This window comes from Brachybacterium hainanense (genome assembly GCF_042434575.1).
Taxonomy (GTDB): domain Bacteria; phylum Actinomycetota; class Actinomycetes; order Actinomycetales; family Dermabacteraceae; genus Brachybacterium; species Brachybacterium hainanense.
Map to the genome: position 1 here is coordinate 15,962 of NZ_JBHLSV010000011.1, position 20,108 is coordinate 36,069.

Sequence of the window (20,108 nt, forward strand, 5' to 3'; positions counted from 1 at the left end):
TGCCGACCGGCGGGTCGGCCGCGCTTGCCGAGCCCGCACGATGTCGTTACCGTCCTGTGACGTACGAGGAGTTCGCATCCCACGGCCCGTCCGGGCGGAGAGATCCTCCGGCCCGGGGTCGTCACGACGAGGAGGAGTCCCATGTCCGACACCACCATCCCGGATCCCGCAGGCGCCGCGACCACGCAGCCGGAGAACGCCGAGAACGGCTTCCTCGCGACCGATGCGCTTGCGAAGAACCTGCAGAGCGTGCTCGTGGACCTCACGGCACTGCAGCTGGTCGGCAAGCAGGCGCACTGGAACATCGTGGGCCCGAACTTCCGCGACCTCCATCTGAACCTCGACGAGGTCGTGGACATCGCACGCGCCGGCGGCGACGACGTGGCCGAGCGCATGCGCGCCCTGCACGCCGTCCCGGACGGCCGGCCCGCCACCATCGCGGAGCAGACCTCGATCGCCGAGTTCCCCGAGGGCGAGATCCTCACGCACGACGCGATCGACCGCATGACCGCCGCGATCGAGGCGACGGTCGCGACCATGCGCGCGGTGCACGACGAGGTCGACGAGGCCGATCCGACCTCGGCCGACATCCTGCACGGCATCATCGAGAAGCTCGAGCAGCAGGCCTGGTTCATCAGCGCGGAGACGCGGACCCCGAAGGGCTGAAGCCCAGCACCGCGCCGCGCAGCCGGTACCCGGCGACGAGCTGGTCCCAAGAGACGCGGGGCGGGGTCCGCAGCCGCGGCCCCTCCTGGAGGATCCTGCCCAGGAGCACTGCCGTCTCGACGAGGGCGAGGTGCTCTCCGGGGCACCGGTGCTCCCCCGCCCCGAAGCTCAGCCCGCCCCCTGCCGCTCCCCGCGGCAGGGGGCGGCACGGTTCGAGCCCCGTCGTGCGCGGCCCCAGCGCGGGGTCGAGATTGGCCTCGGCGACGCACAGGTCCACGAGGTCGCCGGGGGCGAGGTCCGGCCCCTCGGGGAGGTGGATCGGGCGGCGCACCCGCCGGTAGAGGTGCCCGACCACGGGCTCGAGCCGGATGATCTCCCGCAGGATCGCGAGGCGACCGGTCCGGTCCGCCCGCCGGAAGCGATCGGCGAGCTCGGGGCGCTCGAGCAGATGCCACAGCGCCATAACGGCGAACTCCCGGGTCGTGATCATGCCCGCGGTCGCATAGGTCACGCATTCGACGAGGATCTCCGTGCGCGAGCAGCCCTCGGCGATCAGGTGGCTCACGAGGTCCGCCCTCGGGTGTCGGCGCCGGGAGCGCACCGCGGGTAGGACGTCGCACACGTGGAAGCGCGCGAGCGGCACGAGCCCCCGCCAGGCCGCGGCGGCCCACTGCACCCGGGTCCGTCCCAGACCGGGGCGGGCGAGGTCGAAGGGCGGCTGGCGCAGGAAGCCCTCCAGGCGCCGCGACATCGCCGGGAGCGGGGCGTGCGTGAGCCCCACGGCCTCCCGGGTCACCCCGACGGCGTAGTGGAGGGCCAGCTCCTCCGGCCGGCAGCCGCCCTTCCGGACGGCGTCACCCACCAGCCGGTCCGCCAGATCGTCCATGAGCCGCGCGTACTGCGCATCGACCCGGGATGGGGAGAAGAACCGCCCGGCCGCGCGACGCTGGGCGTCGTGCTCGGGCCCGTCGGACAGCAGGATGGGGTGCCGCGCGAGGAGGCCCTGCGGGATCGACTCGGCCGTGAAGCCCGCCTGGGTGGTGGCGCCGCGGCTGCGCAGCACCGTCCTCGCGGCCTCGTAGCCGCCCACGTGGCGCAGCCCCGATCCCGGCTCCGCTCCTGCCCAGGGGCAGGGATGCGGGCGCGGGGCACGTCGCTCGTCCGTCCCTCGATCTCCGCGGGCGGTCACCGGGATCTCCCCTCGAGCCGTCGGAGGTGCTGGTCGATCACCTGCGCGACCTCTGCCGGCACGGGCGAGGAGGCCGGGGCGAGGGCGCGGCGCGCAGCGGCGAGCTGCGCCCGGATCTCCTCCTCGACCCGCGCCCGCGCCCCGCACTGCTCGAGCAGCATGCGCAGGCGCTCGCCGTCCCGGGGACCGGACTCCTGCCCTCCCAGCGCCTCCTGGATCCGCGGCCAGGCGGGAGTCCCTCGTGCGGCCTCGATCAGCAGGGTCCGCTTCCCTTCGCGGATGTCGCTCCAGGGATCCTTGCCGTGGAGGCGCTCGTCCCCGAAGGCGGAGAGGAGGTCGTCCTGGAGCTGGAAGGCCGTCCCGGCGCACCGCCCCGCGTGGCGCAGGGCGTCCGTCGTCCCGGAATCCGCTCCGGCGAGGACGGCCGCCATGCCCAGCGGGAGCTCGAAGCTGTAGGCCGCGGTCTTGCTGCGGGTCATCGTCATCACCGCGGTCCGCTCCGGCGGGATCATGCCGTCGGCGAGGCCGACGTCCAGGAGCTCCCCGGCGGCGGATTCGGCGACCGCATCGTCGAGGAGGTCCAGCAGCATCGTCCGCCGACGCTCCGGCACGCGGAGTCGGGCGACCTCCTGATGCACGAGCGCGAGCAGCTGATCTCCCAGGAGCAGGCCGGCGCTGCGCGCCCAGTGGAGGCTCCTCTGCGTCCCGCCGCGCGCGCTCCCCCGGCGGTGGAGCTCGCCGACGAGGTTCTCCTCGCCGCGGCGGACGAGATCGTGGTCGATGACGTCGTCGTGCAGCAGGAAGGCGAAGTGGAGGAGCTCGAGGGCGGCCGCGCACCGCAGCACGACCGCGGCATCGGCCGCACCGACCGGGGCCTCCGCGCCGAGCTGCCCGGCGCGGCGCAGCGCCGCACAGGTGTCCAGGAGCAGGATCGGCCGCAGCAGCTTCCCGCCCCCGACGCGCCGCGCCGCGAGCTCCCAGAGCTCCCGGATCGCGCCGCCGTACCGGTCCGACCCCGCGATCCGAGCATCCAGCAGGACCTGGACCTCCGCCAGCACCGACGCACGATCCGGGCTGACGGTGCGCTCCTCGCAGTGCACGATCATGGGTCCTCCGATCCTCGGGGGAAGCTTTCCGGGTGAGAATACCTCTCGGAGAGTATCAGCCCGAGTACACTATGACCATGCATGCAGCCCCCGACCCGGCCCCGAGGCAGCCGTGGCACGCCTTCGACATCGATTCGAACGACCCTCGCGGCGAGCTCGTGGACCGCTCCGCGCTCGACGCGCGGTCCGTCGCGGAGATCGATGCGCTCATGCAGGCGCTCGTGGGCCTGCGGCGGGTCGAGGAGGAGCTCTCGCGGGCCTCGCAGGCGTACATGCGCCTGAACTCGACCGATATGCGGGCCCTGCACTTCCTCATCATCAGCGCGCACCGCGACGAGCTCGCGACCGCCGGCTCGCTCGGCGCCCATCTGGGCCTCTCCTCCGGAGCGACGACGAAGATGCTCGACCGGCTCGAGGCGGCCGGGCACATCGAGCGCCGCCCCCACCCCCGCGACCGACGCAGCTCCGTGCTCTCGGTGCGCCCCGGGACCCGCGATGCTGCCATGTCGACGATGGGCCGTCAGCAGGCAGGCCGGTTCCGGGCCGCGGCGCGCCTCACGAGCCAGGAGAGGGACATCGTCACCCGCTTCCTGACCGACATGTCACGGGAGCTCTCGGTCGAGGACGCCGAGTGGGCCGCGCATCCGGGTCCGGCCGATGCCGGCTGAGTACCTGATCCTGCTCGCAGCCTGCGTCGCGATCACCCTTCCCCTCGAGCTCGTCCTGGGGGCGCGGGTCTACCGCAGCCCCCGCAGGCTGCTGCGCGCCCTCGCCCCCGTGGTCCTCGTCTTCGTGGCCTGGGACCTCCTCGGGGTGCACCGCGGCCACTGGTGGTACGCCCCGGGCAAGATCACCGGGATCACGCTCCCCGGCGGGCTCCCGCTCGAAGAGCTGCTGTTCTTCCTGGTCATTCCGGTCTGCGGACTCCTGACCCTCGAGGGGGTCGAGACCGTGCTGGCCCGCCTGCGCCGTCTGCGCGGCTCCCGCGGCCCGGTTCCGGCCGCCCGGTCGGAGGAGGGGGACGATGCCTGAGTACACGATCCTCACCGTGCTCGCCATCGCATTGGTGCTGCTGCTCGAGCTGCGCGTGCTGCGGACGGGGCTGCTGCGCAGCGGCGCCTACTGGATCGCGATGACGATCGTGATGGGCTTCCAGATCCTCGTCGACGGCTGGCTGACCAAGCTCTCGGATCCGATCGTGCTCTACGACGACGCGATGACCACCGGCATCCGGGCGCCGTGGGACATCCCGATCGAGGATTTCGGCTTCGGCTTCGCGATGGTGACCCTCACGATGATGCTCTGGCGGCGCGCCCGCCCCGCGGCGGACCCCCGCGATGCGGACGCCGAGGACCCGGAGGCCGCCGGATGATCCGCAGGCCCGGCCGGGACCCCCGCGCCCTCCTCCACCGCGGCGCCGCGGGCATCTCGCACCTCCGGGGCCGCACCGCGGTCGTGATCGGCGGAGGGATCGCCGGGCTCGGTGCGGCCCTCGCCCTGGCCGATCGCGGGGTCGAGGTCCACCTCCTCGAGCGCGAGGCCACGTGGGGCGGACGCGCGCGGTCGTGGGACCTCGGGGACGGCCGGTCGATGAGCCGCGGCTTCCACGCCTTCTTCCGCCAGTACTACACGCTGCGCGGGCTCCTGCGTCGCACCGACCCCGCGCTCTCGTTGCTCGCGGACGTCGGCGACTACCCCCTGCAGCGGGCGGGCGGTCCGCGCGACAGCTTCCGCGACATCCCGCGCACGCCTCCGTGGAGCGTCGCCGCCTTCGCCCTGCGCAGCGAGAGCTTCCCTCTGCGCGAGCTGCTGCGGGTCGACGTCAGGGCTGCGCTGGGCCTGCTGCGCGCGCGGTTCCCAGAGGCGTTCGAGGCCCACGACGGCGAGGACGCGGCCTCCTTCCTGGACCGGCTCCGCTTCCCCGGCGCCGCGCGCCACCTCGCCCTCGAGGTCTTCGCCCGCTCGTTCTTCGCGGATCCCGGGGAGTTCTCCGCCGGCGAGCTGCTCGGCATGTTCCACGCCTATTTCCTGGGCTCGGCGGAGGGCCTCGTCTTCGACGTCCCGGCGGACTCCTACTCCCCGACCCTCTGGGACCCGCTCGTGGCGCAGCTGCGGGCCCTGGGCGGCACGGCCCGCACCGGGGTCGAGGTGCGCTCGCTGCGCTCCGCGGGCCGCGGCCCCGTGCGGCTGCGGGTCGACGACGAGGAAATCCGGGCCGATGCCGTGGTCCTCGCCGCGGATCCCCGCAGCGCCCGGGCCCTGGTCGCCGGGGCACAGGTCGCCGCCCCCGGCTGGGAGCCGTGGGCCCGTCGCGTCGCGGCCCAGCGCAACGCCCCGCCGTTCGCCGTGTGGCGGCAGTGGTGGGACCGGCCGCTGGCCGCGGACACCCCTGCCTTCCTCGGGACGAGCGGCTACGGGCCGCTGGACAACGTGAGCGCCGTGGACCGCTTCGAGGCGACCGCCGGCCGCTGGGCCGCGGAGCACGGAGGAGGGGTCAGCGAGCTGCACGCCTATGCGCTCACCGGTCACCGCACCGCGGAGGACCCGGCCCTGCGACGGGAGCTGCGGGCGCAGCTCGAGCGGCTGCACCCCGAGCTGCGCGGCGCCGCGCCGGTCAACGAGGAGTGGCTCGTCCACGACGACTGCCCGTTGATCGGGACCGGGGCGTGGGCGGACCGCCCCGGCGTCGGGACCCCGGACCCGCGGATCGTGCTGGCCGGGGACTGGCTGCGCACGGACGAGCCGGTCGCCCTCATGGAGCGGGCGGCGCTCACGGGCGTGCGCGCCGCCGATGCGCTGCTGGCGGGCTGGGGCGGGGCCGGGCACGATCTGTGGACGGTGCCGATGTCCGGGGTTCTGGCTCCTCGGCGCCGGGCAGGGGCACCTCGGGCAGGGGCGCGTCGGAGCGGTCGCCCCGCACGAGCTTGAGCACGTTCTCCGCGCTGATCAGGCACATCGGTACGCCCACCCCCGGCGCGGTGGTGCCGCCGGCATAGAGCAGCCCGTCCACGCGCCGGCTGCGCTGGGACCCGCGCAGGAATGCGGACTGGCGCAGCGTGTGCGCGGGGCCCAGCGCGTTGCCGCGCCAGGAATGGAGGTCCCGCGCGAAGTCCGCGGGCCCGATGGTGCGCCGCAGCACGATCCGCGAGGCGAGGTCCTCCTCCCCCGCCCAGCTCGAGATCTGCGCGATCGCGCGGTCCACCGCCGCCTCCACGTCCGCATCACCGCTCCCGTCGCGTCCGCCGCCGCCGACGCTGCTCCCGTCCAGGGCATCGGGGGAGACCGGGATCAGCACGAAGAGGTTCTCGTGGCCGGGCGGCGCGGTGCCGGGATCCGTGGCGGAAGGACGGCACACGTAGATGCTCGCGGGGTCCGGGGCCTGCGGCGGGCCCTCCAGGATCTGTGCGAAGTTGAGGTCCCAGTCCTCGGTGAACATCAGCGTGTGGTGGGCGAGGGAGGGCAGGGTCCCGCGGACCCCGAGCAGGGCGAGCACCGCCCCGGGCCCCGAGGTGCGCCCGTCCCACCAGCGCTGCGGGTAGCTGCGGGCCTCCGCGGGGAGGAGCGCGGTCTCGGTATGGTGCAGGTCCGCGGCGGAGACGACCAGGTCCGCCGCGAGATGCTCGGTCGCGGGCCCGGGATCGTCGGCCGCTCCCGCGGGGGCGAGGAGCACGCCGGTGACGCGGCTGCGCCGCCCGCCTGGCAGGGCCCGGCGCGGCGCGGTGCGGATCGCCGTCACCTCGACGCCGGTGCGCATCCGGACGCCCCGGGCGATCGCGAGGTCCCGCAGCACCTCGACGAGGCGGGCGAAGCCGCCCATCGGGTAGCGCACCCCGTCGCCGAGATCCATCGCGCTCATCAGGTGGTAGAGCGACGGAGCGGTGCGCGGCGTCGCACCCAGGAAGACGGCCGGGTAGCCCAGCACCTGGCGCAGCCGGGTGTCGGCGACGGTGCGCGCGGCGCGGTCGTGGAGGCTCTCGCGGAGGAGCCGGACCAGGGCTCCCGCACGAGGCAGGACGGCGCGCAGGGTCCGACCCGAGACGCGGGAGAACGTCGTGGACAGGAAGGAGCCGGTGGCGAGCTCGTAGGCCTCCCGTGCCGATCGCAGATAGGCCTCGAGCGCGGCCCCCGCCCCGGGCTCCTCCCGCTCGAAGGCGGCGATCGATGCCTCACGTCCCCCGCCCAGGTCCAGCGGATGGGCGTACCGCTGGCCCAGCACGCGGTATCCGGGATCCAGCCGCACCAGCTCGACATGGTCCTCGAGGCGTTCGCCCAGCAGACCGAAGAAGTGCTCGAAGCACTCCGGCATGAGCCACCAGGAGGGCCCGGTGTCGAAGACGAAGCCGTCCTGCTCCCATCGTCCGGCGCGGCCGCCGAGCTGCTCGGAGCGCTCGAGGAGGGTGACCTGATGGCCGTCTGCGGCCAGCAGCGCGGCGCTGGCGAGGCCCGCGATGCCGGCGCCGACCACGACGATGCGCCGAGGGGCGCGCTGCGGTGCGGGCCGGCTCATGCGGCGCGCCGGGTCGAGCATCCGGTCCTGCCCTGGACGAGCGCGCGGGCGAGAAGGCGCGCCTTGCGACCGTCCGGGACCCGGACGCGGCCGGAGCGCAGCTGTGCGGCCGGGGTCTCGCGCAGCCGGTCGGCGAGCTCGGCGAACAGGGAGTGGGCCGCGAGGACCGCCGTCCTGCTGGATCCGGGAAGCATCGGGATGACGGCGCGGGCGGCCGCGAGATCCGCATCGATGCTCGCCAGGACGCGATCGCGCTGGGCGTCGGTGAGGCGGGAGGGGTCGATGCCCGGCAGGTAGGAGCGTCCGCGGGATCCGGCATCGGCATGCAGGTCACGCAGGAAGTTCACGGTCTGGAAGGCGGCCCCGAGGCGACGGGCGCCCTCGGCGAGTCGGGGGTCGGGGGGCACGGGGACCGGGCTGCGATCGGTCGTGAAGACGCTCAGGCACATGAGGCCGACGACCTCCGCGGAGCCGTGCACGTACCGGGAGTAGGTCTCGGGGGTGTGCTCGGCGCGCTCGAGGTCCATGCGCATCGAGGCGAAGAACGGCCGGGTGAGCTCGGTGCCGATGCCGGTGCGGCGGGCGGCGTCGGCGAAGGCGTGCACCACGAGATCGCTGCTGAAGCCGTCCTCGAGGGCGGCCTCGACCCGGGCCTCGAGGCCGTCGAGGCTCACGGCGATCTGCTCCGGGCCCAGCCCGCTGCCGCTGGCCGCGCCGTCGACGATCTCGTCGGCGACGCGCACCAGGGCGTAGACGCACCGCACGCGGCTGCGCACGGGGCCGCGCAGAAGGCGGGTGGACAGGGCGAAGGAGGTGGAGTACCGGCGGATCACGCAGTCCGCGGCGGCGAGGGCGACGTCCCGGTAGTCGGCGGCGGCGGTCGCGTCGAGGGAGGAGACCATGGGGGTGCCTTCCGGTCGAGGGTCGGATCGGTCGGGCGAGCAGATGGAACGTTCCGGCGGGGGACCGCGCCTCAGGACGAGGCGTCGTCCGCGTCGTGGTTGAGCTCGCGCAGGAAGCGGATGACCACGGCCCGCTCCTCGTCGCTCAGCGCCCGCGCGACGGAGAACATGCGGGCATGCATGCGCTGCAGGGTGGCCCGCACCTCCTCGTCGCCATGGGAGGTGGGGACCACCGCGATCGAGCGACGGTCCTCGGGGTGGGGAGTCCGTTCCGCGTGGCCGTCGCGCACCAGCCGGTCCACGAGCACGCTGACGGAGGCGGGGCGGATGTCCAGCAGCCGGGCGAGGTCCCGCTGACGCAGCACCCTGCCCTCGGCCTGCGCCTCGAGCAGTGCGCGCAGGGCCAGGAGGTCCTTCTCCCCCATGTCCATGTCCTCGCCGACCCGCGAGCGCATGCGGGAGTTCGAGGACCGGTATCGGCGCAGCTCGTTGAGCAGCTCGACGGTCGAGGCGGACTCCGGGTCCCGTGCGGGGAACCAGTAGCCGCTCGCGTGCGGACTCGCGGACAGGTCATCGCTCATGGGGGCACCTCCCGGGGGCCGCTGGACAGCGCAGCGGCACACATGTAGTTTTCCTAACTGTTCATCAGTCTACCGCTATCTCGGTCTGCGCGTCAGCCCTCCAGGAGCTCCCATGTCCTCTCCGTCCTCCCCGCTCGAGCTGTGCGCTCCGCTGGACCCGGCCACCGCCGCGGAACCGCGCGAGCGCCGCGCCCTCCCCCGCCGCTACGACGCGATCCTGCTGGCGTCCTTCGGCGGGCCCGAGTCCCCGCAGGACGTCCTCCCCTTCCTCCGCAACGTCACCCGCGGCCGCGGCGTGCCCGACGAGCGCCTCGCCGAGGTCGGCGAGCACTATTACGCGCTCGGAGGACGCTCCCCCATCAACGAGCAGAACCTCGCGCTCATCGAGGCGCTGCGCGCGGAGCTCGCAGGCCGCGGGATCGACCTCCCCATCGCCTGGGGGAACCGGAACTGGCACCCGAGCATGGCCGAGGCCGTGCGCGGGCTGCACGCCGACGGGCACCGGGAGGTCCTCGCGATCGCCACGAGCGTGTACTCGTCCTACTCCTCATGCCGTCAGTACCGCGAGGACATCGGCCACGCCCTGGTGGAGACCGGACTGCTGGGATCCCTGCGGATCGACAAGGTCCGCCCCGCGTTCTCGCACCCCGGCTTCCTCGCCCCGATGGTCGACGGCGTGCTCACGGCCCTCTCCCAGCTGGAGGCCGAGGGGCACGGGCCCGATCGCACGCGGATCCTCTTCTCGACGCATTCGATCCCCGTGGCCATGGCGGAGGCCTCCGGCCCCGCCGAGGAGCGCGGCGACGGGCCCGCGCACTGGTACGTGCGCCAGCACGAGGCCGCCTGCCGATGGATCGCGGACCGGGTCCGCGAGCGCATCGGCGACGCCGCGCCGCAGATCGGCTGGGAGCTCGTGTTCCAGTCCCGCTCGGGCGCCCCGCACATCCCCTGGCTCGAGCCCGACGTCAACGACGTCATCGCCCGCATCGCCGGCGAGCGCAGCGCGGAAGCGGTGGTCGTCGTGCCCCTGGGGTTCATCTCGGACCATGTGGAGGTGATCTGGGACCTCGACACCGAGGCGCGGCGCAGCGCGCAGGAGCACGGCCTCGCCTTCCGCCGCGTCCCGACCTCCGGCACGGATCCCCGCTTCGTCGCGGCGCTCGCGGATCTCGTCGAGGAGCGGCTGCGCGCGGACGCCCCGCGCCGTGCGGTCACCGACTTCGGCCCCACGCCCGATGTGTGCGGGACCGCCTGCTGCCTCGCCGGATCGGCGCGCACGCGGCGCGCGCCGACGACCTCGGCGCTCGACTCCGCGGAGGACCTCGAGGCCGTCCGGGACGAGGGCGCGGCCGGGAACGCCGGCACCGGCGCGGGCGCGGAGGAGGGCCGATGACCGCGGACGGCGGGCGCACCCCGCCTCCGATCGACCGGTCCGCGCCAGAAAGCCCGCGAGCCCTGATCACGGGAGCCACGGGCTATATCGGCGGGCGTCTGGTGCCCGTCCTCCTCGAGCACGGCGCCCGGGTCCGCGCGAGCGGGCGCAGCCTCGATCGTCTGCGGGCCCAGCCGTGGAGCGCCCGGGCGGAGCTCGTCGAGGCCGATCTCGCCGACCGCATGGCCGTGCGCAGGGCCCTCGCGGGCGTGGACGTGGTCGTCTTCCTCGTGCATGCCATGACCGGCGGCTCCGGCTTCGAGGAGCGCGAGGCGCGGATGGCGCGGATCATGACGGAGGAGGCGGCGCGCGCCGGGGTCCGCCGCATCGTCTACCTCTCCGGGCTGCATCCGCAGGGAGAGCAGCTCAGCGCACACATGTCCTCCCGCAGCCGGGTCGGGGAGATCCTGCGCGGGGGCGAGGTGCCCGTCCTGATCCTGGAGGCCGGAACGGTCATCGGCGCCGGGTCGGCGAGCTTCGAGATCATCCGCCATCTGTCCGAGCGGCTGCCGCTCATGCCGGCGCCGCGCTGGGTGCACCATCGGATCGAGCCGGTCGCGATCACCGACGTCCTCCACCACCTCTCCCAGGCCGTGCTGAGCCGCGAGGACGTCGCCGGAGCGGTCGGCGTGGGCAGCGGAGAGACCACCCTCCGCTTCGCCGACCTCCTGACGATCTACGCCGAGGTCGCGGGGCTCGGCCGGCGACGAGTGCTCGCCCTGCCCGTCCCGGCCCCGCGGCTGTCGGGACTGTGGATCAGCCTCATCACCCCGGTGCCCGCCTCCCTCGCGCGGCCGCTCGCGGAGTCCATGCAGCATGACGCCGTGACCCGTCCGCCGCTGGCCCAGGACGTGCTCCCGCCGCTCCCCCACGGGCCCACGCCGTACCGGGAGGCGGTCCGCGCCGCCCTCGAGGCGCAGCGGACCGGGGACCTCGCCTCCTCCTGGGATGACGACTCCTCCCTCGCCGCCTCCCCGGAGGCGCCCCTGCCCGCCGACCCCGACTGGGCAGGGCACACGGTCTTCACGGACGTGCGCGAGCTCGAGGCCGCGGACGTGTCCCCCGAGGCCGCCTGGAGAGTGATCGAGGGCATCGGCGGGGCCTCGGGCTGGTACTCGACCCCGCTGCTGTGGACACTGCGCGGAATGGTCGACCGGGTGGTCGGCGGGCCCGGGCTGCGCCGCGGGCGCCGCGATCCCCGGGCGCTGCGCGTGGGGGACGCCGTGGACTGGTGGCGGGTCGAGCGCATCGACCGGGGCGAGGGCTCCCGGACGCTCCTGCTGCGCGCGGAGATGCGGATGAGCGGGCGGGCCTGGCTGGAGCTGTCGGTCTCCCCGCGCGAGGGCGGCGGCGTCCGCTACAGCCAGCGGGCGGTGTACTTCCCCGACGGGCTCGCCGGGCGGCTGTACTGGTTCGGCATCGCGCCCTTCCACGCGCTGGTCTTCCCGGCCATGGCGCGCAACGTCCTGGAGGCGGCGCGCCGCGGCGAGGACGTCGCGCCGAGCAGCTGAGCCAGAAGACCCGATGCACCAGAGGACCAGGCGAGCAGGACGATCAGTTGAGCACGACGATGCCCAGGTTCAGCGCCGCCGCGTAGGCGACCCATGCCGCGTACGGGAGCAGCAGGAGAGCCGCCACCGGGCGCCATGCGCGGAACACCCACACGCACAGCAGCACGACCAGCCACAGCACCAGGATCTCCGCCAGAGCCCAGCCGTACAGCCCTCCGCCGAAGAACAGCGGGGTCCAGGCGGCGTTCAGCACCAGCTGCAGGATCCACAGCGCGATCGGCAGCCCCCAGCCCGCCCGCCGCCACACGAGCCAGCCCGCGAGGGCGATGAGCACGTACAGCACCGACCAGGCGGGTCCGAAGAGCCAGGCCGGGGGCGCGAAGGGAGGGAGGGCCAGCGCCGCGTAGGTCTCCTGCGCCCCGGAGGCGGCCACGCCTCCCACGACGGCGGCGAGGGCGGTCGCCGCGAGGAAGACGACCAGGCTGAGGAGCGGACGCTCGGCCCGGGGCGGGGCGTCATCGGCGCGAGGAGTCATGCCCGCCATCCTTCCCTCTCGAGAGCGCGGAGGGCCACCAGATCCGGTCGCCGATCAGGCGCACCAGCGCGGGCACCAGGAAGGTCCGCACCACCAGGGCGTCCAGCAGCACCCCGAGCGCGACGATGATCGCCAGCTGCAGCAGGAACTGGATGGGGATCACCAGCAGCGCCGCGAAGGTCGCCGCGAGCACCACGCCCGCGCTGGTGATGACGCCGCCGGTCACGGACAGGGCCCGCAGCGTCCCCTCACGGGTCCCGTGCTCGAGCGTCTCCTCCCGCACCCGGGTCATGAGGAAGATGTTGTAGTCGATGCCGAGCGCCACGAGGAACACGAAGGCGTACAGCGGCACCGAGGGGTCCGAGCGCTCCTGTCCGATGAGGTGGAAGATCCCGGCGCTGATCCCGAGCGCGGTGCCGAAGCTCAGCACGGTCGTGGCCAGGAGCACGAGCGGGGCCAGCAGCGAGCGCAGGAGCAGGGCGAGCATCGCCGTGATCGCGACGAGGACGATCGGGATGATGAGGGTGCGATCGCGCACGGAGGTGTCGTTCGTGTCGAGGTCCACGGCCGTGGAGCCGCCGACGAGGGCGCCCAGCGGCCCGACGGCCTCGCGCAGGGAGCCGACGGTCCGCTCCGCCTCGAGGGAGTCCGCGGGGTCCTCGAGGGTGACCGAGAACAGGATGCTCCCGTCGATCTCCGTGGGCCGGGCCTCGGCGAAGGGGCCGCGCGCCGCCTCGGCGGGGACCTCGCCGGTCTCGTCGACCGGGATGCTCCCCGAGGGCGAGTCCTGGGCGATGAGGGCGAGCTCGTCGACGCCGCCGGTGCCGCTGATCGCGCGGGCGGCATCGGCCCGGGCATCGGCGGGGGCGAGCACATAGGTCGGCGACCCGGATCCGCCGGGGAAGTGCGCGTCGATGACGGCCTGGCCCTCGCGCGCCTGGCTCGCGCCCAGCACGAACTCGCTCTGCGGTACGCCGTCGGCCTGCAGCAGCACCAGGCCGCCGCAGCCGATCACCAGCAGCGCCGCGACGCCGCCGGCGACGCGCTTCGGGGCCGAGGAGACCAGGCGGCCGATGCGGGCGAAGGGCCCGGTCGCCTCGGGCCCCGTGAGCACGGGGTGCGGCGAGCCCAGACGGGGAGCGCGCGGCCAGAACGCGACCCGGCCGGTGACGGCGAGCAGCGCCGGCAGGAAGCTGAGGGAGGTCAGCACCGCGCACAGGATGCCGATGGAGGCCACGGGGCCGAGCGCCGCGTTGGAGCCGAGGTCGGAGAGCATGAGGCACAGCAGGCCGACGATGACGGTGCCGCCGGAGGCGGCGATCGGCTCGAGCACGCCGCGCACGGCCCGCCAGGAGGCGCGGGCCGGGAAGGCGTGCTCGCGCAGCTCCTCCCGGTAGCGGGCGATCAGCAGCAGCGAGTAGTCGGTCGCCGCGCCGATCACGAGGATGAACAGGATGCCCTGGACCTGACCGTTGATGGTGACGATCCCGGCTTCGGCGAGGGCGACGTTCACGAGGATCGCGGCGCACAGCGCCGTCATCGAGCTGAGCAGGACGAGGATCGGCAGCAGCGGGGAGCGGTAGACGACCACGAGGATCACCAGCACGACGGCGAGCGCGACCAGCAGCAGGATGCCGTCGATCCCGGCGAAGGCGGCCTGCAGGTCGGCGGTGAACCCGGCGGGGCCGCTGACCCAGGAGTCCAGTCCGGCGGGGAGGTCCGCGGCGGCGGCCTCGAGGGCGGCGACCGCCTCCCCCACGTCCGCGCCCTCCGGGATGGCGATCACGATCTCCGCGGCCTCGCCGTCCTCGGAGGGGATGACCGGGGAGACGTCGGCACCGTCGACGGCGGTGGCGGCGTCCTTCCCGAGGGCGTCGAGGGCGGCGAGGTCGTCCTCGGAGAGTCCGCCCGGCCGCTCGGCGACCACGATCGCGGGGATCGCCTCGGAGCCGGTGAACTCGGTGATCACATCCTGCACCTGCGTGGACTCGGCGCTCGCGGGGAGGAAGGAGGAGCGGTCCTCGGTCGCGACGTCGCCGATGCGGCCGAAGCTCATGCCCCCCAGGCCGAACACGGCGATCCAGACGAGGATGAGCAGCGCTGGGACCAGCAGGCGCAGCAGGACCGGGGGCCGGCCGGGCGGGGGCGGGGATGCACTCATGCGGTTAGCATCTCACCTGGAAAGCAGAATGGGAAGCGAGAATCTTCCGAGGGGTCGGGATACGGGCCGGGGCGCGGAGGCGCCCGGACCGGCCACGCAGCGACGCAGAGGGGCCGAGGGGCACGGTCCGGGCCCACGACCTCGCAGTAGACTCGGATCGATGAACGATCGGGCAGATTCAGAGGCAGCGACCGCGGGGGGCGGCATCAGGCGCCGCGGGCTGCGGGACATGGTCTACGACAGCATCTTCCGCCAGCTGCTGAGCGGCGCCGTCCCACCCGGCACGAGGCTGCGGGCGGAGAGCATCGCGAAGGAGCTCGAGGTCTCCCCGACCCCGGTCCGTGAGGCGCTCGTGCAGCTGGAGCGCACCGGGCTCGTGACCCGCGAGGCGCGCAAGGGGTACCGCGTCGCCCCGCCGCTGCAGGCCTCGCAGATGGAGCAGCTCTTCGACGCCCGGATCATGCTCGAGACCACGGCGGCGAGGCTCGCCGCCTCTGCGTCCGATCGCCTGCTGGTCGAGCTCGAGGCCGCCGAGGACGTGCACCGGCGCGCGGGCGAGGCCCTGATCGCGGGCCGCGCGGCAGGGAGCCTGGACATCGAGCTGGCAGCCGAGTACCTCGCGGCCGACACCGCGTTCCACGAGGTGATCTTCCGCGGCTGCGGCAACGACTACCTCCTCGAGATGTCGGAGAACCTCGCCGCCCAGATCCATCGCATGCGCCAGATCGTCCTGCGCGAGGTGAGCGACGTGAAGGAGTCGATCATCGAGCACGAGGCGATCGTGCAGGCATTCGCGAGCGGCGACCCCGATGCCCCGGAAGCCGCCATGCGAGCGCACGTCGAGCAGGTGCGCCAGCGCGAGCGCTCCCCCTCCTTCGCGCGGACGCCGGAATGACGCGAGCGGCCGCCCCAGGGGATCCCGGGAGGGCCGCTCGCGCCTGATCGCAGGGCTCAGCCCGGGGTCAGGCCGAACACCTTGAGCGCGGTGTAGATGCTCAGCAGCAGGATCGCGACGCTGGAGATCATCAGCAGCACGCTCCAGGCCTTCGAGCCGAGCACGCTCCGGTCGGTCTCGGTCCGGCGCAGGTACCAGGTGCCGATCACCACGGCGAGCAGGAAGATGCTCGTGGCGATGCCGCCGATCTGGACCATGACCACGGGCGACTGGATGAGGAAGTAGACCACCGCCCAGGCGATGGGGAGGACGATCATGAACACGCGGATCCACGAGGTCCGCTTCGCGACGTCGTCCTTCCAGTCGAAGACGCCGATGTTCGCGAGGAAGTTCGCCCAGAGCCGGGAATGGCTCGGGATGGCGGCCCACATCGTCGAGGCGAGCGCGGCGAACGCTGCGATGAGGAACGCGTACATCGCCCATTCGCCGATCGAATCGGTGTACATGCGCGACAGCGTGATGATCACGTCGTTGCCCTCGGGAACCAGACCCTGCGGGTGGAGCACGGCGGCGCCCATGATGTAGAACGCGAGCGTCGCGAGCGTGTAGACGACCCACGAGATCCACGAGTCGCGCTTCATCACGGTGATCCAGCCGTCGGCCCGCTTCTTCCATTCCTCCGAGCCGTCGTTCGGGCCGGTGTAGGACGCATACCCCTTCTCGACCACCCAGTAGGTGTAGAACGCGATCTCGTCCGCCCCGACGCCGGTGATCCCGAACATCGCGACGGCGACGCCGACGGCGGGCAGGGTGAAGCTCAGCCCGAGCGCGATCTCCTCCCAGCCGTAGGCGAACGGCGTGAAGGTCAGACCGAACGCCATGACGACGGTGATCAGGGTGAGGGCGGCCACGAGCACCGTCGAGATGCCCTCGATGATGCCGTACTTGTTCGACATGAGCAGCGCGATGCTCACCGCCACGAGGACGCCGGTCCAGATCATGAGCGTGGGCATGTTCAGCGGGTCCCCGCCGAACGGGAAGAGCAGGCTGAGCGTGACCGCGGCGCCCCCGACGATGCCGCCCTGCTGCAGGATCTTCGCGACCGCCATGAGCAGCCACACCCAGGTGATCCATCCGGTCCGGCCGATCCTCGGCGGAACCCGGTTGAACCCGGTCATGCCCGCCTGACCGGTCGTGATCGACCACTTCGCCAGCTCGATCTGCACGCTCACCTTGACGAAGGTCGAGATGATCACGAGCCAGAGGAGGGCGAAGCCGACCTCGGCACCCGCGGCCGTCGTCGCGATCAGCTCGCCGGAGCCGACGATCGACGCCGACATGATGAGGCCCGGCCCGAAGTACTTCAGGCTCTGGCGCCAGCCTCTGGGCGGTTCTTTGATGGTGCGGGCATCGAGGGTGTATGCATCGCCGGCGAGGGTGCCGGAATCATGGGTCTGAGGATTCGACATCATTGTCTCCTACGTCGTGTCGGGCAGGTCAGAGGGCAGGGATGCCGTTCGGATAGATCATGATCTTGTTCGAATCGCCGCTGAGCATGTCGATGACGGGACCCAGCTCCCCCATCTCGAGGCGGTCGGTGATCAGCCATTCGAGGTCGAGCTTTCCGGTGCGGATCATCAGGGAGAGGTCCTCCCAGGTGTCCCACAGAAGGCGCCCGTAGATGCCGCGCATCGTGATCTCCTTCTTGTTCAGCACGTTCGCGATATGGACCGGGACCGGCTCGCCCGCATGGCCGACGCTGATGAAGGTGCCGTTGCGGCGGAGGATCTCGAACAGGGCGGGGTACGCCCCGGCGAAGCCGGAGACCTCGAAGACGAGGTCGGCGCCGCCGCGGTAGCCGTGGACCTCGTCGACGTAGGCCTGGGCGTCCTCGCCCGGCGCGAAGACGGTCGCGCCGCGCTGCTCGGCGAGTCCGCGGCGGTACGGGTTCGGCTCGATCGCGATGATCTCCGCCGCGCCGAGGAGCTGCGCGTAGGTGATGATCAGCAGGCCGATCGGGCCGCAGCCCGAGACGACGACGACGTTGCCCGCGATCTGCTTGTCCGCGCGCTGGATCGCGTGCCAGCCCACGCCCGCGGGCTCGAGCAGGGTCGCGACGTCGAAGGACATCTCGTCCGGGATCGGGAAGGCCATGCTCGCGGGGACCGCGGCGCGCTCGGCGAAGACGCCGTCGATGTCGGCCGCCAGCAGGAGGCCGTTGTTGCAGTTGTGCCCGTTGCCGATGCGGCACTGATAGCAGGAGCCGCACGGGGCGTGGGAGTCCAGTGCCACGCGGTCCCCGACCCGGAAGCCGGTCACGGCCTTGCCGGTCTCGATCACGACGCCGGAGCCCTCGTGGCCGAGGACGCAGGGGAAGCTCATGTCGAAGCTCTGCGCGGCAGGGCCCCAGCTGTAGAAGCTCCGGTCGGAGCCGCAGACGGAGGTCGCCTTGATGTCGATGAGGATCTGGTCGTCCGCGACGGTCGGCTCGGGGAAGTCGGTGACGAGGTCGGCGCCGGGCTGCGGCCCGGACTTGATGATGGCCTTCATGATGCGGTCCTGTTCTTCGATGTGGAGGGTGATGTCGGTCCCGGGGTGGGGACCGGGGCTCGGGGCGGGACGGTCGGGGGCGGCTCAGCCGAGATGCTCGTGCGCGATGTCGCCCGTGTAGCCGGCCTCGGCGAGGGCCCGTTCGACGGCGGGGAAGTCGATGTCGCCCGTGCCGGGGGCGCCCCTGCCGGGGGCGTCGGCGAACTGCACGTGCCGGATGATCGGCGCGAGGTCCCGCGCGGCCGCCGCCGGATCCACACCGTTCGAGGCGAGGTGGTAGGTGTCCAGCAGCAGGCCGATGTTCGGCACGCCGGCGAGGCGCTCCTCGAGGAACTCGGCGACGTCGTAGCCGGTCCGGAAGGGGTAGTCGGGATTGCCGTCCGCCGTGAGCGGCTCGAGCAGCAGCGTGCCGCCGAAGGAGCGCACCCGCTCGCACGCCCAGCGGTAGCGCGCGGCGGCGAGGGCGAGCAGCTGCTCGCGGTCCACCTGCGGGGAGACGTTCCCGATGGTGACGTTGAAGGATCGGGCGCCTGTGCGCGCGTGCACGCTCGCGATGCCCTCGATCGAGGCCCGGAACTCCTCCTCGCGGCCGAGCAGCCCGGCGAGGCCGCGCTCCCCGGCGTCCCGGTCGCCGCCGTGCGCGTTGATCGCGACGAGCTCGACCCCGGCCTCCTCGATCGCGGACAGGAACCGTGCGAGGTCGTCCTGATCCGGGGTGGCGCTCGCGAACTCCCACCATGACTCGACCCGGGTCCATCCCGCGGCGGCCGCGGCGGCGGGCCGCTCGTCGCGCGGGAGCCCGCGGAAGACGGTCGAGAGGTTGACGACCCGGCTCATGAGGCGGCCTGCTCCCCGCCGTCGGAGATCAGGCGCCGGGCGGAGTGCAGGACTCCCCGGATGTACCGGGCGTTGGCTGCGCCGACCCCCAGCCAGTCGCCCCCGTAGTGCTCGGTCTGGAACGCGCCGCGATAGCCGAGGCGGAGCGCCTGCCGGATCACCGACCGGTAGTCGATGAGGCCGGTCTCGAGGGTCGCGGGGACCGAGCTGTAGGCACCGGTGGCCGGGTCGAGGTCGCGCGTGTAGTTCTTGATGTGCCAGTAGTTCGCGTGGGGCAGCATGAGGTCGAACATCGACTGGTAGGTCGCGATCGGGCGATGCAGCCGGATGATGTTGCCGACGTCGGGGTTCAGGCCGACGGCGGGGTGGTCGACGTCCTGCAGGAAGGCGACGGCGTCCTCAGCGGTTCCGGTGAAGGTGTCCTCGTACATCTCGAGGCTGAGCTCCATGCCGTTGCGCTGCGCATGGTCCGCGAGCTCGCGGATGCGGGCGATCGCCAGCGGACGCGTCGCGGGGTCGTCGACGTGGCCGTCGGCGTGCCAGAACCAGAGCGCCTCCTGCTGGGCCGGGTGCAGGGGCTGCATGAAGCCGAGGTTGAGGATGCTCGCTCCGATCTCGGCACCGCGGTCGAGCATCCGGTGGAACATCGCCATGTTCGCCTCGCCGTCAACGGCGTGGACGGGGCTGCGGCGGCCGATGGAGACCGCGGGGACCGCGACGGAGTGCCGGTCGAGCATCGCGGTGAACTCGGCGAAGCGCTCATCGGACAGCTCCGCGATGTTGATCCAGTCGTCGATGGGGTCGATCCAGCGGTACCCGAGATCGGTGACCTGCTCGACGTGCTCGTCCCAGACGGAGACGGGTGCCTCGGCGAGGGGGGTGCCGTCCGGCGCGGTGCTGCCGAAGTTCATCTTGGCGGCGATCGGCCAGTCTTCTGCGGAGTACATCGGTCGGTTCCTCTTCTCTGAGCGGGGCGGCGCGCTGCGAGCGGACGCCGTCACGATAGTCTATAGAAAATATAGAAGAGAAGGAAGGGGAGTCCCGGACGCAGTGCGCAGGAGCCGGACCCTGGGCCCGGACCTCGACCCCGGGCATGGACCTCGGACCGCCGGCCCCGCCCCCACCCTCGACCCCGACACCGACCGATCCCGGTCCTGACCCCGGCCCTGGCCGATCCCCGTGTCATGTCGGCGCCGGTCCCATCCGATCCCAGCCCCGACCGGCCCTCCCGGATCG

18 protein-coding genes and 1 pseudogene are annotated in these 20,108 nt (G+C 72.9%); 8 read left to right on the forward strand and 11 right to left on the reverse strand.

Annotated features, from left to right (window positions below; genetic code table 11):
- Positions 1-141 precede the first annotated feature (141 nt).
- A complete protein-coding gene (locus ACFFF6_RS10480) occupies positions 142-666 on the forward strand; it encodes a Dps family protein (RefSeq protein ID WP_376980418.1) in 525 nt (174 codons plus the stop codon).
- On the opposite strand, the gene ACFFF6_RS10485 is transcribed toward ACFFF6_RS10480, so the two are convergent.
- Positions 635-1,855, reverse strand: coding sequence for a cytochrome P450 (locus ACFFF6_RS10485; RefSeq protein ID WP_376980419.1), 1,221 nt, complete (start codon positions 1,853-1,855; stop codon positions 635-637). The two genes, ACFFF6_RS10480 and ACFFF6_RS10485, sit on opposite strands and share 32 nt — an antisense overlap.
- Positions 1,852-2,961: a polyprenyl synthetase family protein gene (locus tag ACFFF6_RS10490; protein WP_376980421.1), complete on the reverse strand. Its 1,110-nt coding sequence runs from the start codon at positions 2,959-2,961 to the stop codon at positions 1,852-1,854. The genes ACFFF6_RS10485 and ACFFF6_RS10490 overlap by 4 nt, the downstream gene beginning before the upstream one ends.
- 77 nt (positions 2,962-3,038) lie before the next feature.
- Here ACFFF6_RS10490 and ACFFF6_RS10495 point away from each other — a divergent pair, with 77 nt between their 5' ends.
- The 4 genes and pseudogenes from ACFFF6_RS10495 to ACFFF6_RS10510 all read left to right on the forward strand — a co-directional run.
- Positions 3,039-3,629, forward strand: coding sequence for a MarR family winged helix-turn-helix transcriptional regulator (locus ACFFF6_RS10495; protein ID WP_376980423.1), 591 nt, complete (start codon positions 3,039-3,041; stop codon positions 3,627-3,629).
- Positions 3,619-3,993 (forward strand): lycopene cyclase domain-containing protein, encoded by a 375-nt coding sequence (locus ACFFF6_RS10500; protein ID WP_376980425.1) that lies wholly within the window; start codon positions 3,619-3,621, stop codon positions 3,991-3,993. The genes ACFFF6_RS10495 and ACFFF6_RS10500 overlap by 11 nt, the downstream gene beginning before the upstream one ends.
- Positions 3,986-4,333 (forward strand): lycopene cyclase domain-containing protein, encoded by a 348-nt coding sequence (locus ACFFF6_RS10505; protein ID WP_376980427.1) that lies wholly within the window; start codon positions 3,986-3,988, stop codon positions 4,331-4,333. Before ACFFF6_RS10500 ends, ACFFF6_RS10505 begins: the two co-directional genes overlap by 8 nt.
- Positions 4,330-5,703, forward strand: a pseudogene (locus tag ACFFF6_RS10510) (FAD-dependent oxidoreductase); the annotation flags it as partial. The gene ACFFF6_RS10505 and the pseudogene ACFFF6_RS10510, both read left to right, overlap by 4 nt.
- 28 nt (positions 5,704-5,731) lie before the next feature.
- Here ACFFF6_RS10510 and crtI read toward each other — a convergent pair.
- The 3 genes from crtI to ACFFF6_RS10525 all read right to left on the reverse strand — a co-directional run bounded on the left by crtI (position 5,732) and on the right by ACFFF6_RS10525 (position 8,951).
- The gene (gene crtI, locus ACFFF6_RS10515; RefSeq protein WP_376980429.1) at positions 5,732-7,468 is read right to left on the reverse strand and encodes a phytoene desaturase family protein; all 1,737 of its coding nucleotides are present in this window, start codon (positions 7,466-7,468) and stop codon (positions 5,732-5,734) included.
- On the reverse strand, positions 7,465-8,370 hold the full coding sequence (locus ACFFF6_RS10520) for a phytoene/squalene synthase family protein (protein ID WP_376980431.1): 906 nt from the start codon (positions 8,368-8,370) through the stop codon (positions 7,465-7,467). The genes crtI and ACFFF6_RS10520 overlap by 4 nt, the downstream gene beginning before the upstream one ends.
- A 71-nt stretch (positions 8,371-8,441) precedes the next feature.
- Positions 8,442-8,951: a MarR family winged helix-turn-helix transcriptional regulator gene (locus ACFFF6_RS10525; RefSeq protein WP_376980433.1), complete on the reverse strand. Its 510-nt coding sequence runs from the start codon at positions 8,949-8,951 to the stop codon at positions 8,442-8,444.
- Between the two features lie 112 nt (positions 8,952-9,063).
- Here ACFFF6_RS10525 and ACFFF6_RS10530 point away from each other — a divergent pair, with 112 nt between their 5' ends.
- Together ACFFF6_RS10530 and ACFFF6_RS10535 are read left to right on the forward strand one after the other, a co-directional pair.
- Complete coding sequence (locus ACFFF6_RS10530) at positions 9,064-10,344, forward strand: ferrochelatase (RefSeq protein ID WP_376980435.1); 1,281 nt, start codon at positions 9,064-9,066, stop codon at positions 10,342-10,344.
- Positions 10,341-11,894 carry an SDR family oxidoreductase gene (locus ACFFF6_RS10535; RefSeq protein WP_376980437.1) on the forward strand — a complete coding sequence of 518 codons (1,554 nt, stop codon included), beginning with the start codon at positions 10,341-10,343 and terminating at the stop codon, positions 11,892-11,894. The genes ACFFF6_RS10530 and ACFFF6_RS10535 overlap by 4 nt, the downstream gene beginning before the upstream one ends.
- Positions 11,895-11,937: 43 nt before the next feature.
- Here the strand turns inward: ACFFF6_RS10535 and ACFFF6_RS10540 are convergent, their stop codons facing one another.
- A complete protein-coding gene (locus ACFFF6_RS10540; RefSeq protein WP_376980439.1) occupies positions 11,938-12,429 on the reverse strand; it encodes a TspO/MBR family protein in 492 nt (163 codons plus the stop codon).
- Positions 12,410-14,590: an MMPL family transporter gene (locus tag ACFFF6_RS10545; RefSeq protein WP_376980441.1), complete on the reverse strand. Its 2,181-nt coding sequence runs from the start codon at positions 14,588-14,590 to the stop codon at positions 12,410-12,412. Before ACFFF6_RS10545 ends, ACFFF6_RS10540 begins: the two co-directional genes overlap by 20 nt.
- A gap of 160 nt (positions 14,591-14,750) precedes the next feature.
- On the opposite strand from ACFFF6_RS10545, the gene ACFFF6_RS10550 reads away from it, so the two are divergent.
- Positions 14,751-15,485, forward strand: a complete 735-nt coding sequence (locus ACFFF6_RS10550; protein WP_376980443.1) for a GntR family transcriptional regulator — start codon at positions 14,751-14,753, stop codon at positions 15,483-15,485.
- 56 nt (positions 15,486-15,541) lie between these two features.
- Here ACFFF6_RS10550 and ACFFF6_RS10555 read toward each other — a convergent pair whose 3' ends face one another.
- The 4 genes from ACFFF6_RS10555 to ACFFF6_RS10570 form a co-directional block, all read right to left on the reverse strand.
- Positions 15,542-16,954, reverse strand: a complete 1,413-nt coding sequence (locus ACFFF6_RS10555) for an Nramp family divalent metal transporter (RefSeq protein ID WP_376980444.1) — start codon at positions 16,952-16,954, stop codon at positions 15,542-15,544.
- Positions 16,955-16,982: 28 nt separating this feature from the next.
- Complete coding sequence (locus tag ACFFF6_RS10560; protein ID WP_376980446.1) at positions 16,983-18,035, reverse strand: zinc-dependent alcohol dehydrogenase; 1,053 nt, start codon at positions 18,033-18,035, stop codon at positions 16,983-16,985.
- Positions 18,036-18,119: 84 nt separating this feature from the next.
- Positions 18,120-18,872: a TIM barrel protein gene (locus ACFFF6_RS10565; protein ID WP_376980448.1), complete on the reverse strand. Its 753-nt coding sequence runs from the start codon at positions 18,870-18,872 to the stop codon at positions 18,120-18,122.
- Positions 18,869-19,819 (reverse strand): sugar phosphate isomerase/epimerase family protein, encoded by a 951-nt coding sequence (locus tag ACFFF6_RS10570; RefSeq protein WP_376980450.1) that lies wholly within the window; start codon positions 19,817-19,819, stop codon positions 18,869-18,871. The genes ACFFF6_RS10565 and ACFFF6_RS10570 overlap by 4 nt, the downstream gene beginning before the upstream one ends.
- Between the last annotated feature and the right edge of the window lie 289 nt (positions 19,820-20,108).

Coding starts and splice junctions, on each gene's coding strand:
- ACFFF6_RS10480 (WP_376980418.1), top strand. CDS start 142: ATGTCCGACACCACCATCCCGGATCCCGCAGGCGCCGCGACCACGCAG.
- ACFFF6_RS10490 (WP_376980421.1), bottom strand. CDS start 2,961: ATGATCGTGCACTGCGAGGAGCGCACCGTCAGCCCGGATCGTGCGTCG.
- ACFFF6_RS10495 (WP_376980423.1), top strand. CDS start 3,039: ATGCATGCAGCCCCCGACCCGGCCCCGAGGCAGCCGTGGCACGCCTTC.
- ACFFF6_RS10500 (WP_376980425.1), top strand. CDS start 3,619: ATGCCGGCTGAGTACCTGATCCTGCTCGCAGCCTGCGTCGCGATCACC.
- ACFFF6_RS10505 (WP_376980427.1), top strand. CDS start 3,986: ATGCCTGAGTACACGATCCTCACCGTGCTCGCCATCGCATTGGTGCTG.
- crtI (WP_376980429.1), bottom strand. CDS start 7,468: ATGAGCCGGCCCGCACCGCAGCGCGCCCCTCGGCGCATCGTCGTGGTC.
- ACFFF6_RS10520 (WP_376980431.1), bottom strand. CDS start 8,370: ATGGTCTCCTCCCTCGACGCGACCGCCGCCGCCGACTACCGGGACGTC.
- ACFFF6_RS10525 (WP_376980433.1), bottom strand. CDS start 8,951: ATGAGCGATGACCTGTCCGCGAGTCCGCACGCGAGCGGCTACTGGTTC.
- ACFFF6_RS10530 (WP_376980435.1), top strand. CDS start 9,064: ATGTCCTCTCCGTCCTCCCCGCTCGAGCTGTGCGCTCCGCTGGACCCG.
- ACFFF6_RS10535 (WP_376980437.1), top strand. CDS start 10,341: ATGACCGCGGACGGCGGGCGCACCCCGCCTCCGATCGACCGGTCCGCG.
- ACFFF6_RS10540 (WP_376980439.1), bottom strand. CDS start 12,429: ATGACTCCTCGCGCCGATGACGCCCCGCCCCGGGCCGAGCGTCCGCTC.
- ACFFF6_RS10545 (WP_376980441.1), bottom strand. CDS start 14,590: ATGAGTGCATCCCCGCCCCCGCCCGGCCGGCCCCCGGTCCTGCTGCGC.
- ACFFF6_RS10550 (WP_376980443.1), top strand. CDS start 14,751: ATGAACGATCGGGCAGATTCAGAGGCAGCGACCGCGGGGGGCGGCATC.
- ACFFF6_RS10555 (WP_376980444.1), bottom strand. CDS start 16,954: ATGTCGAATCCTCAGACCCATGATTCCGGCACCCTCGCCGGCGATGCA.
- ACFFF6_RS10560 (WP_376980446.1), bottom strand. CDS start 18,035: ATGAAGGCCATCATCAAGTCCGGGCCGCAGCCCGGCGCCGACCTCGTC.
- ACFFF6_RS10565 (WP_376980448.1), bottom strand. CDS start 18,872: ATGAGCCGGGTCGTCAACCTCTCGACCGTCTTCCGCGGGCTCCCGCGC.
- ACFFF6_RS10570 (WP_376980450.1), bottom strand. CDS start 19,819: ATGTACTCCGCAGAAGACTGGCCGATCGCCGCCAAGATGAACTTCGGC.